The organism is Glutamicibacter sp. St.4D3 (assembly GCF_059728615.1).
The window spans coordinates 350,866-362,882 of sequence record NZ_AP039380.1 but is presented as its reverse complement, the minus strand read 5'-3'; the positions used below and the strand labels follow the sequence as shown (position 1 = coordinate 362,882).

Sequence of the window (12,017 nt, the reverse complement as noted above, 5' to 3'; positions counted from 1 at the left end):
CCGCCTAACCCGTCGGTCCCAGGTCCTAAGATCGAACCATGAGCGAAATCCTTTCGCGTTTTGGCGCCCCGACCCGCAAATGGTTCACCGATGTCTTCCGGGAACCCACCGCGGCCCAAAACGGCGCCTGGGACTCGATCTCCCGCGGCAACCACACGCTGGTGATCGCCCCGACCGGCTCGGGCAAGACGCTGGCCGCGTTCCTGTGGGCCCTGGACTCGCTGCTGAACACCGCCACCGGCGCCCCGGCGCTGCCCGGGCTGCCGCAGCCGCCCAGCGGCGGCGGCACCCGCGTGCTCTACATTTCCCCGCTGAAGGCCCTGGGCGTGGATGTGGAACGCAACCTGCGTTCCCCGTTGGCCGGGATCAGGGCCACCGCGCACGATCTGGGCATCAGCCAGCCGGCGGTGAGCGTGGGCATCCGTTCCGGGGACACCCCGGCCGCCGAACGCCGCCAGCTGGTGAAGAACCCGCCGGACATCCTGATCACCACCCCCGAATCGCTGTACCTGATGCTCACCAGCCAGGCCCGCAGCACGCTGGCCACCGTGCAGACGGTGATCATTGACGAGGTCCATGCCCTGGCCGCGACCAAGCGCGGCACCCACCTGGCCCTGTCCCTGGAGCGGCTGGATGCGCTGCTGGGCGCCCCGGCCCAGCGCATCGGGCTGTCGGCGACCGTGGAACCACCCGAGGAGGTGGCCCGCTTCCTGGGCGGCACCCGGCCGGTGAACATTGTGCGCCCGCCGGCGGCCAAGCAGTGGGAGCTGTCGGTGCGGGTGCCGGTGCAGGACATGACCGACCTGCCGGCCGCGGCCGCCGCCCACGACCTGGGGCCCGGCTCCTCCCCCACCGCCGGGGCCAGCATCTGGCCGCACGTGGAGAACCAGCTGGTGGATTTGGTGCTGGCCAACCAATCCACGATCATTTTCGCCAACTCGCGCCGCCTGGCCGAACGGCTGACCGGCCGGCTCAACGAGCTCTACGCCGAACGCGAGGGCTTCACCCCGGACCCGGCGCAACCGGCCGGCACCCCGGCGGTGCTGATGGCCCAGGCCGGCTCCAGTGCCGGCAGCGACCCGGCGGCCCCCATCCTGGCCCGCGCCCACCACGGTTCGGTGTCCAAGGACACCCGCGCGGTGATCGAGGAGGACCTGAAGCTGGGGCGGCTGCGCGCCGTGGTGGCCACCAGCTCCCTGGAGCTGGGCATCGACATGGGGCTGGTGGACCTGGTGATCCAGGTGGAGTCGCCGAACTCGGTCTCCTCCGGGCTGCAGCGGGTGGGCCGTGCCGGGCACCAGGTCGGCTCCGTCTCCCGCGGCGTGTTCTACCCCAAGCACCGGGCGGACCTGCTGTCCACCGCGCTGGTGGTCACCCGGATGCGCACCGGGCAGATCGAGAAGATGACGGTGCTGGCCAACCCGCTGGACGTGCTGGCCCAGCAGACCCTGGCCGCGGTCGCCCTAGCGGACTTGGGCGTGGAATCCTGGTTTGACACGGTGCGCCGCTCCGCCCCCTATGCCCAGCTGCCGCGCAGCGCCTACCTGGCCACCCTGGACATGCTCTCGGGCAAGTACCCCTCCGATGAGTTCGCCACCCTCAAGCCCCGGATCATCTGGGACCGGGATGCCGGGACCCTCTCCGCCCGCCCCGGGGCCCAGCGCCTGGCGGTCATCTCCGGGGGCACCATCCCGGACCGCGGGCTGTTCGGGGTGTTCCTGGCCGGGGCCGAGGACTCCAAGGCCCCGAAGCGGGTGGGTGAACTGGATGAGGAGATGGTCTACGAGTCCCGGGTGGGCGACGTGTTCGCGCTGGGCGCCACCAGCTGGCGGATCGAGGACATCACCCACGACCGGGTGCTGGTCTCCCCGGCGTTCGGCCAGCCGGGCAAGCTGCCCTTCTGGCACGGGGACGGGCAGGGCCGGCCCATCGAGCTGGGCCGGGAGCTGGGGCGCTTCACCACCGGGCTGCTGGCCGCCGAGGAGCCCGCGGCCCTGGCCCGGCTGCGCGGGCAGGGCCTGGACGAGTACGCGGCGAACAACCTGCTCAGCTACCTGCAGGAGCAGAAGCAGGCCACCGGCACCGTGCCGAGCCACACCACCTTTGTCGTTGAGCGTTTTGTCGACGAGCTCGGGGACTGGCGGGTGATGCTGCATTCCCCGCTGGGGCTGAGCGTGCACGCCCCCTGGGCGCTGGCGATCGGGGCGCGGATCCGCGAACGCTGGGGCCTGGACGCCTCGGCGATGGCCGCCGATGACGGGATCGTGCTGCGCATCCCGGCCATGGATGACGAGCCACCGGGCGCCGAGCTGTTCACCTTCGCCGAGGATGAGATCGTGGACGCGGTCACCTCCCAGGTGGCCAACTCGGCGCTGTTTGCCGCCCGCTTCCGGGAGTGCGCGGCCCGGGCCCTGCTGCTGCCGCGGATCAACCCGGCCAAGCGCACCCCGCTGTGGCAGCAGCGCCAGCGGGCCAGCCAGCTGCTGGATGTGGCGCGCAAGTACCCGGATTTCCCGATCATCCTGGAAACCGTGCGCGAGTGCCTCAATGACGTGTACAACCTGCCGGCGCTGGTGCAGGTGCTCAAGGATCTGGGCAGCCGCGGCATCCGGATGGTGGAGGTGCAGACCCCCACCCCCTCCCCGTTCGCCCAGTCGCTGCTGTTCGGCTACGTGGCCCAGTTCCTCTACGAGTCCGACGCCCCGCTGGCCGAACGGCGCGCCGCGGCGCTGAGCCTGGACCCGGTGCTGCTCGGTGAACTGCTGGGCCGCAACGACGTGCGCGAGGTGCTGGACGCCGAGGTGATCCGCCAGTACGAGGCGCAGCTGCAGCACCTGGCCCCGCAGCGGCGGCTGCGCGGCATGGAGGGGGCCGCGGACCTGCTGCGCCTGCTCGGCCCGCTCACCGCCGAGCAGCTGGCCCGGCGCCTGGCGGACCCCCGTGATGAGCGGGAGCCGCTGCAGGCGGCGGCCGCCGGGATGCACGCCGAGTCGCTGCTCGCCGCCCGCCGCGTGTTCCCGCTGCGCCGCGGCGGGCAGAACGCGTATGCGGCCATCGAGGACGCCGGCAAGCTGCGCGACGCGCTGGGCACCCCGCTGCCGCCGGGGATCCCGCAGGCGTTCCTGGAGCCGGCCAGCAACCCGGTGGAGGACCTGGTCTCCCGCTACGCCCGCACCCACGGGCCGTTCACCCCGGCCGAGGCGGGCAGCGCACTGGGCCTGGGCGTGGCGGTGGTGCGGGCGGTGCTCGACGCGCTGGTGGCCGCCGGGCGCCTGGCCACCGGGGCGTTCCGCCCCCTGGAGATTGTGCCCGAGGGGGTCAGCGGCGATGAGTACTGCGACATCCAGGTGCTGCGCACCATCCGGACCCGTTCGCTGGCTGCGCTGCGCGCCGAGGTTGAGCCGGTGGACCAGCCCACCTTCGCCCGGTTCCTGCCGGTCTGGCAGCAGGTGGGCTCCCAGCTGGAGGGCGCCGACGGGCTCTATGAGGCCATCGGCCAGCTCACCGGCGCCCAGGTGCCGGCCAGCGCCCTGGAATCCCTGGTGCTGCCGGCACGGGTGAAAAACTACACCGGCGCCGCGCTGGATGAGCTGACCAGTTCCGGTGATGTGCTGATTGCCGGGGCGGGGGCCGCCGGCGGCAAGGACGGCTGGCTGGCGCTGCACACGGCCGAGCACGCCAGCTTGACCCTGCCGCCGGGGGACCGCAGCGAACTGGACGCGTTCGCGCTGCGCCTGCTGGAGCGGTTCGAGAGCACCGGCGCCTACTTTGTGGAGGAGCTGGCCGCCTGGATGACCGAGGAGGACAACGCGCCCCCGTCCCTGTCCCAGGTCGGTGACGCGTGCTGGCAGCTGTTCTGGGCCGGCTTCATCAGCCCGGACACCCTGTCCCCGGTGCGCGGCTATCTGGCCGGGGGCAGCACCGCGCACAAGATCGCCAAGCCCCCGCCGCGGGCCCGCGCGGCACGGCTGAACCGGCTCTCCGGACTCACCCGGCTGGCCGGCAGCCCGGCCGCGCCGCACGCCCCGGCGCGTTCGGGCGGGGCCCGCTGGAGCCGGCTGCCCGAGCCGGTGGCCGATCCGACCATCCGCTCCCATGCCGCCGCGGAGGTGCTGCTGGAACGCTACGGGGTGGTGACCCGCGGCTCGGTCGCCGCCGAACAGGTGCCCGGCGGCTTCGGCACCCTGTACCGGGTGCTGGGCAAGCTGGAGGAGGCCGGGCATACGCGGCGCGGCTACTTCATCGAGAAGCTCGGCGCCGCCCAGTTCGCCTCCGCCAACACCATCGACCGGCTGCGTTCCTTCCAACTGGAAACCCAGACCCCGCGGCGCCAACCGCGCATCCTGGTGCTGGCGGCCACCGACCCGGCCAACCCGTACGGGGCCGCCCTGCCCTGGCCGGCCACCGAGACCGGGCACCGGCCCGGGCGCAAGGCCGGGGCGCTGGTGGGGCTGATCGACGGGGAGCTGGCCTTCTACCTGGAACGCGGTGGACGCACCGTGCTCAGCTTCGGCTCCTGGCCGGCCGAGCACCTGGCGGCCCTGGGCGCCAGGCTGGTGGCCACCTTGCGCACCGCGGCGGTGGAAAAGATTGCCATCGCCACCGTCAACGGGCTCCCCGTGCTTGAGGACCCGCTGGCCCAGGCGCTGCTGCAGGCCGGTTTCTACAGCACCCCGCAGGGAATCCGTTTCCGGCGCTAACCCGACCACGGCGCCGGCCGGGACCCGACGCGACCCGGCCGGCGCTTCCCGATGCAGGAGGAAGAGCAACAATGCCCGAAGGAGATTCGGTCTACCGCCTGGCGCGGCGCATGCGCACGGCCCTTGAGGGGCAGGTGCTGCGCTCCACCGAATTCCGGGTGCCGCAGCTGGCCACCACCAACCTGGCCGGGTACCGGGTGACCGAGGTGGTTCCGCGCGGCAAGCACCTGCTGCTGCGCCTGCACAACCCGGACAGTGAGCAGCCGACGCTGAGCCTGCATTCACACCTGATGATGGAGGGGCGCTGGGACTTCTACGTTCCCGGCGAGCGCTTCAAGCGCCCGGCCCATACCGCCCGGGTGATCCTTCGCACCGAGTCGGCGGACGTGGTCGGCTACGACATCCAGCAGCTGCGCCTGGTGCCCACCGACCGGGAATCCGAGTTGGTGGGCCACCTGGGACCTGATCTGCTGGGCCCGGACTGGGACCCCGGGCTGGCGGCGGAGAACCTGCGCTGCGACCCGCGGCGCACCATCGGCACCGCGCTGCTGGACCAGCGCCTGCTGGCCGGCCTGGGCAACATCTACCGCTGTGAGGTGCTGTTTTTGACCCGGCTGCACCCGTTGACCCCGTGCGGGCAGGTGGCGCAGCTGGATCAGGTGGTGGCCATGTCCCACCGGCTGATTCAGGCGAACAAGGACCGCGGGCGGCGGGTCACCACCGGCACCGCCCGCACCCGGGACCCGTTCTGGGTCTACGGGCGGGCCGGCAAACCGTGCCTGCGCTGCGGCACCGGGATCCGGTTGCTGAAGCTGGCCGAGGAATCCGGGCAGCACGAACGAGACTGCTATTACTGCCCGCACTGCCAACAGCTGGAACAATAGAACCCATGGCAATGCTCTCCCCGCTACCGGTGCGCAACGGCGTGAACGCCACCCGGCTGCGCCTGCCCGGCTCCGGCCCGTGGCCCACCGTGGCCGATTACCTGCTCGAACGCTTCGGGCATGTTGACCCGGCGGGTATCTTGCGCCGTTTCCAGGACGGGGAGATCGTGGGGCTGGGCGGGCAGCCGCTGGATGCCGGCACACCGTTGGGGCGTCACGACTTCATCTGGTATTACCGCTCCCTGCCGGAAGAGGAGCCGATCCCGTTCCAGGCGCGGATCCTGCACCAGGACGAGCACCTGATCGCGGTGGACAAGCCGCATTTCCTGCCCACCACCCCGGGCGGACGGTTCATCCAGCAGTCCGCGCTGGTGCGCCTGCGCAACCAGACGGGGATCGATGAGCTGGTGCCGATGCACCGGCTGGACCGGGCCACCGCGGGGGTGATCCTCTTTGCGGTCAACCCGCAGACCCGCGGCGCCTACCAGAGCCTGTTTGAACGCCGCGAAATCCGCAAGGGCTACCAGGCGGTGGTTCCGCTGGCCCCCGGGCCCGGACTGGAAACCGGGAAGGTGCTGCAGGCCGGGGACATCATCGCCGAACGCAGCCCCGCCCAGCTGCGCGAACTCATCGAGAGCCTGCCCCTGGACTTCGCCAACCGGATGACCAAGGTCAAGGGCCAGCTGCGCTCCATCGTGCAGGACGGCGAGCCCAATGCCCGCACCCGAATCAGCCTGGCCGCCCTGGGGCGCAGTGCCGGGCACTTCAGCGGCCTTCCGGTGGCGCTGCTGGACCTGGATCCACTGACCGGCAAGACCCATCAGCTGCGGGTCCACCTGGCCTCGCTGGGCCTGGGCATCATCAATGACGCGTTCTACCCCAGGCTGTGGGACCTGGCCCCGGATGACTACGACCGTCCGCTGCAGCTGCTGGCCAAGTCCATTGCGTTCACCGACCCGCTCAGCGGCCAGGCGCGCAGTTTCACCTCCCAACAGCAGCTGCTGGAGGCCCCACCGGCAGCGTGAGCCGCCGGGCGCTTCCCGCCGGGCGCTGGTCAGGGCCGGGCATTCCTCCTAGGCTGGGTGGCACAGCCGCGGGCGGCTCCGCCCGCCCGGGAAGCGAGGTCCGTCATGAGCAGCGACGCAGCCGGTCCCGCCGGCGGCAGCGCGGTTCCGTTGCCCTACGCGGCCCCGGCCCTGCGCACCGACCCGCCGGTGGAGGCGCTGGATCACTACCGGTTGGGGGTGCAGCTGCTGGCCACCGTGTTGTTTGCGCTCAGCGTCCTGACGCTGGGCGCCGCCGGCGTGGCACGCACCGCGACCGCCCTGTGGAGCACCGGTGCCAGCCAGGTGGCGGTTTGGCCGGTCCTGGCGTTCGCGGTGTTCGGGGCCGGGCTCTTTGCGCTGCTGCCCACCCAGCGCAGCGCCCGTCGGCAGCGGGCGGCCGGCCCGCTGCTGGCCTGCACGGCAGCGCTGTTCGGCTGCAGCCAGGTGTTGGCGGCCGCGTTCCTGCCGTGGACGGCGGTGGTCGCGGCAGTGGCGACCACGGGGGCCGCGGCCCTGGGATTGCGGGAGCTGAATCGGCACACCGCCGGCAACCTCACCGAGCGGCTGGGCACCGATGTGCCGTTGGGGCTGCTGACCGGTTACGGGCTGGTCTTCACCACCGAGCTGTTCTTCTCCGCCACGCAATGGAACGAGCAGGCGTGGGCGGGGCTGGTGGCGGTCCTGGTGCTGGCCGTGCTGGGCGCGGCCGCCGCCCACGGTGAACGGGGGCGGCATTCGGTGGCCATGGGCTTCCTTGCCGGGATGCTGCCGGTGGCCCTTGGCCAGTGGCGGGACCCCGGGCTTTCATGGTGGTTGCCCGTCAGCACCGCCCTGGGCGCCGTGATCGTGCTGATCGCCGCCGAGACCCGACGTCACCAGGTCACGCACGCCGAGCACCGGGCCGCCCGGCACCACGCTTCCCACCCCGCCGACCCCGGGAGCACCTTGCCGGAAGATTCCTCGGGGTAGAACCGCCCCCTACTTCGGCGCCATCCGAATCGCGCCGTCCAACCGGATGATTTCCCCGTTCAGCATCGGGTTGGCCACGATGTGGCTCACCAGCGCGGCATATTCCTGCGGCTTGCCCAGCCGGGAAGGGTGCGGCACCTGGGCGCCGAGCGAATCCTGGGCGGCCTGCGGCAGCCCGGACATCATCGGGGTTTCGAAAATCCCCGGGGCAATGGTCATCACCCGAATCTGGTGGCGGGCCAGTTCACGGGCCAGCGGCAGGGTCATGGCCGCCACCGCCCCCTTGGACGCCGCGTAGGCCGGCTGGCCGATCTGCCCGTCGAATGCGGCCACCGAGGCGGTGTTGACGATGACCCCGCGTTCGCTGGTGCCCTGCTCGTCCTGCAGCGCATCGGTTTGGCTGATGGCCTCGGCCGCCAGCCGGATGACGTTGAAGGTGCCGATGGTGTTGATTTCCAGGACCTTGGCGAACTTTTCCAGCGGCAGCACCCCCTCACGGCCCAGCACCTTGCCCGGGGTGGCCACCCCGGCGCAGTTGACCACGATGCGCAGCGGCCCACGCGCGGCGGCGGCCTGTACGGCCGCCTGCACCTGCTCGGCGCTGGTCACGTCGGCCGCGCAGTAGCTGACCTCCGCCCCGATCTGCGCGGCAAGCTCATCCCCGTCCTCCCGCGGCAAGTCCAGCACCACGACCTTGGCCCCGGCCTCGGCCAGGGTCTGGGCGGTGGCCCGCCCCAATCCCGACAGGCCGCCGCTGACCAGTGCCACCGCATTCTTGATTTGCATCCGCTACCCCTCCGCCGTCGTGGCGACCACCGACATTCGGTTAATGCTCACTTACTGATGTGGTTTCGACTTCAGCCTAGTTCGGGACCGGCGGAAATTGAAGAGGCCGCATCCGGGCAAATCCCGGATGCGGCCTGCTCAGTAGGATCCACGCGCTTGGCTAGTGGGTGGACAGGGCGCCCTCCTCGGCAACCGGCGCCTGCTGCCTGCCGCCCAGCAGGAACCCGATGACGATGACGCCGATGCCGCAGACCACCCCGACGCTGAAACCGGCGGAGAAGCCCTGGATGGTCGCATCCAGCTCATCCACGCCGGCGGCGGCGCGCGCACCGGTGGTGGCGGCGACCACGCCCACCACCAGGGCGGTGCCCATGGCCCCGCCCAGCTGCTGCAGCGTGGAGAGCACCGCCGAACCATGCGAATGCAGGTGGTGCGGCAGCGGGTTCAGCGCGGTGGTGAACGCCGGGGTGAAGATCAGCGCCATGCCCAGGCTCATCACCAGGTGCATCACCACCAGCAGCCAGACCGGGGTCTGGGCATCGAGCACCAGCGCGTAGCCCAGCAGCACCGCGGTCAGGATCACCCCGCCGGGCACCAGCAGCGGCCGGGCACCGACCTTGTCGAACAGCCGGCCCACGAACGGGGCCAGCAGACCCATCAACAGCCCGCCGGGCAGCATGATCAGGCCGGTGGCCAGCGTGTCCAGGCCCAGCACCGAGGTGAAGAACATCGGCAGCAGGATGATGACCCCGAACAGGGCCACCATGGCAAAGACCATCAGCAGCAGCGAAAGCGTGAAGGGCCGGTAGGTGAACGAACGCAGATCCAGCAGCGCAGCATCGCGTTGCTGCAGGCGGGCCTGCAGCAGGGTGAAGGTCACCAGGCAGAGCACCGCCACTACCAGCACGGTGGCGTTCACGGCGTTCAGCCCCGCGGCCGAGAGCCGGCTCAGCCCGTACACCAGGCCGCCGAAGCCCGGCAAGGCCAACAGCAGGGAGGGCACCGACAGCGGGGTCTTGGAGCTCTGGGCGGTGGCATCCAGCCGTGGGGTGCCGATCAGCAGGGCCAGCACCGCCACCGGGATGATGACGATGAACATGAACCGCCAGGACAGGTACTGCAGGATCAGCCCGGACAGGGTCGGCCCGACCGCCGGGGCCACCGAGATCACGATGGACACGTTGCCCATCAGCACGCCGCGGCGCTCCGGGGGCACCAGGTCCAGGATGGTGGTCATCAGCAGCGGCATCATGATCGCGGTGCCGGAGGCCTGGATGATGCGGGCCCCCAGCAGCACCGAGAAGCCCGGGGCCAGCGCCGCCAGCGCGGTGCCCAGGGTGAACAGGCCCATGGCCAGCACGAAGGCCTGCCGGGTGCTCAGCTTTTGCAGCAGGAACCCGGTGGTGGGGATGACCACCGCCATGGTGAGCATGAAGATGGTGGTCAGCCATTGGATCGTGTCGGCGGTGACCTGGAATTCACCCATCAGCACGGGAAGGGCAACGTTCATGATCGTCTCGTTGAGGATGACCACGAAAGTCGAGACGATCAGCACCGCAATGGTGGTGAAGTTTTTGGCGCTCAGGCGCTCGGTGGCATTGGTCATCTTGGTCCCCGCTCGAGTGGATGGTCGCGTGGTTGAAAGGGCGGGCCCGACATCGCGCCGCAAGTGATTGAAGAATCCCAACAAGTTTACCGCCCTGCGCGGCTGCTGACTACCCCCGGAGGGTACCTTCGCCAGTGAGTTGCGCAACACCGGGTCAGCTTCTGTTCCATTCGCCCGGCTGTGGGAGAAGATGGGAAGTATGAACGTGCGCACACCTGACCCCTATCCGGGATGGCTGAGTGAAGAGGATCTTTACGAGGCCCGCCAACGCCTGCCCATGCTGTACGTGGAGGCGATCCCCGTCCGGCTGGACCCGCTGGGCTACGTCAACGAGGTGGGCCTGATGCTCACCGGGGACGGGGACGGGCGCATGCGCCGCACCTTCGTCTCCGGGCGGGTCATGTACCGCGAGACCATCCGGGCCGCGCTGATCCGCCACATTGAGAAGGACCTGGGCACCCTGGTGCTGCCGCAGCTGCCGGCCAGCCCGGTGCCGTTCACGGTCGCCGAATACTTCCCGGCCCCCAGCGAGACCGGGTTGACCGATGACCGCCAGCACGCGGTGGCCATGTGCTACATCGTGCCGGTGCGCGGGGAGTCAACCCCGCGCAAGGACGCCCTGGAACTGAGCTGGCTGTCACCCGCCGAGGCGCTGAGCAGCCAGATCCAGTCCGAGTTCGTGGGCGGACGGGAAAACATCCTGCGCCAGGCCATGGCCCACGTGGGCATCAACGTCTAACCCGACCGCCAATCCACCGCCCGCGCCGCCGCACCGGACCCCCGTCCTGCGGCGGTGCCGGCACCGAAGCGCCGGCGGCTATGCCTGCTCAGCGCGGCGACGCAGCAGCATCCGCCCGAAGGCGCTGCCGGCGAGCACGCCAATGATGCCCACCAGCGAGCCGATCACGGTCTCCACAATCCGGTCATACATCACGGCCGTGGACAACCCGGTCACCAGCGTGACCCCCACCAGGGCCAGCGGGGTGACGAAGATCTGCGCGAAGAAGTAGTTGCGCATCACCAGCACCTCGGTCATGAACTGGAACAGACCAATGCAGCCGACCAGCACCCACAGCGGCGGGTTGATCAGAATCAGCGCGGCCATCAGGATCATGCCCACCAAGGTGCCCAGCACACGGTGGATGCCGCGGCGCACCCGCAGCCGGGTGGTGTGCCCGGCCAACGGCACCACCGCGGCGACCATCGCCCAGTAGTTGTGCCCGGCCGCCAGCTGGCTGCCCACGATGTTGGCCAGCGCCCCGGCCGCACCGGCGGTCAGGATGTGGAAGAGTCCCTCCCACCAGATCGCCTTCTTCACGTTGTCCGACAACGGCGGCAACTTCGTGCGCTGCCAGACGTTCGCCCACTGGCCCACCGCCCCGGCCGCCCCGATCCCCACGGCCAGGGCCATGGTGGCCCCGGTGGCGATCAACGCATCGGCAAACGGCACCGGCTGCGGGATGGAGGCAATCGCGGCAAACGCGAAAATGTGGAACAGGGAACCGGCCGGACGCAACCGCAGCAGCCCAGCGAGCACCGAGCAGATCCCGGCCACCAGCGTGGTCGCCCCCACGATCTGCCAGGACTTCAGTTCCGGGTCATCGTGGGCCACCCACCAGGTGGACGCCGCCAGCGCCAGGGTGATGACCGCGAAGAACAGCAGCCCCGAGCGCACCTGCATGCGCAGCCGGTTCCAGTACCCGTCCACTCGGCCGTAGACGCCGGTGAACGCGCCGAAGACCACGAACACCATCAGATCCAGCCGGTCCACGAGCATCAGCACCAGCAGCGGCAGGAAGATTCCCAGCGCGGTGCGCAACCCGATCCAGTGGTCATTGCGGGCAGGGCCCAGCGTCACCAGCGACTTCAATGCTCCACGCAGTCCCGGCTGCTCCAAACCCACGCTGCCTCCCTTGCCCAACGACACCACCTGCGCCCACGGCCCCACCGCTTTCCGGCGGCCCGCGGCCTTCCGCTGTCCATTCTTGTCCGCTGCACCGCGCATTGCCTAGTTTGTTCCACGCCG

Annotated in this window: 8 protein-coding genes; 5 read left to right on the top strand and 3 right to left on the bottom strand. The window is 70.5% G+C overall.

Annotated elements, in window-relative coordinates; genetic code table 11:
* The first annotated feature begins 38 nt into the window (after positions 1-38).
* The 4 genes from AC6I21_RS01695 to AC6I21_RS01680 all read left to right on the top strand — a co-directional run bounded on the left by AC6I21_RS01695 (position 39) and on the right by AC6I21_RS01680 (position 7,599).
* Positions 39-4,700, top strand: coding sequence for an ATP-dependent helicase (locus AC6I21_RS01695; protein ID WP_497762957.1), 4,662 nt, complete (start codon positions 39-41; stop codon positions 4,698-4,700).
* 71 nt (positions 4,701-4,771) lie between these two features.
* Positions 4,772-5,584, top strand: a complete 813-nt coding sequence (locus AC6I21_RS01690; protein ID WP_138175122.1) for an Fpg/Nei family DNA glycosylase — start codon at positions 4,772-4,774, stop codon at positions 5,582-5,584.
* Positions 5,585-5,595: 11 nt separating this feature from the next.
* Entirely contained in the window at positions 5,596-6,609 is a 1,014-nt protein-coding gene (locus AC6I21_RS01685) for a pseudouridine synthase (RefSeq protein WP_171021150.1), read from the top strand.
* 105 nt (positions 6,610-6,714) lie between these two features.
* Positions 6,715-7,599 carry a hypothetical protein gene (locus AC6I21_RS01680; protein WP_138175126.1) on the top strand — a complete coding sequence of 295 codons (885 nt, stop codon included), beginning with the start codon at positions 6,715-6,717 and terminating at the stop codon, positions 7,597-7,599.
* A 9-nt stretch (positions 7,600-7,608) separates the two neighbouring features.
* Here AC6I21_RS01680 and AC6I21_RS01675 read toward each other — a convergent pair whose 3' ends face one another.
* Both AC6I21_RS01675 and AC6I21_RS01670 read right to left on the bottom strand, forming a co-directional pair.
* Positions 7,609-8,385 (bottom strand): SDR family NAD(P)-dependent oxidoreductase, encoded by a 777-nt coding sequence (locus tag AC6I21_RS01675; protein ID WP_138175128.1) that lies wholly within the window; start codon positions 8,383-8,385, stop codon positions 7,609-7,611.
* A 160-nt stretch (positions 8,386-8,545) separates the two neighbouring features.
* Positions 8,546-9,991 (bottom strand): MDR family MFS transporter, encoded by a 1,446-nt coding sequence (locus tag AC6I21_RS01670; protein WP_138175130.1) that lies wholly within the window; start codon positions 9,989-9,991, stop codon positions 8,546-8,548.
* Between the two features lie 199 nt (positions 9,992-10,190).
* On the opposite strand from AC6I21_RS01670, the gene AC6I21_RS01665 reads away from it, so the two are divergent.
* Complete coding sequence (locus AC6I21_RS01665; RefSeq protein WP_054821910.1) at positions 10,191-10,730, top strand: NUDIX hydrolase family protein; 540 nt, start codon at positions 10,191-10,193, stop codon at positions 10,728-10,730.
* A 78-nt stretch (positions 10,731-10,808) separates the two neighbouring features.
* Here AC6I21_RS01665 and AC6I21_RS01660 read toward each other — a convergent pair whose 3' ends face one another.
* Positions 10,809-11,894 (bottom strand): FUSC family protein, encoded by a 1,086-nt coding sequence (locus AC6I21_RS01660; protein ID WP_171021147.1) that lies wholly within the window; start codon positions 11,892-11,894, stop codon positions 10,809-10,811.
* Positions 11,895-12,017 lie beyond the last annotated feature (123 nt).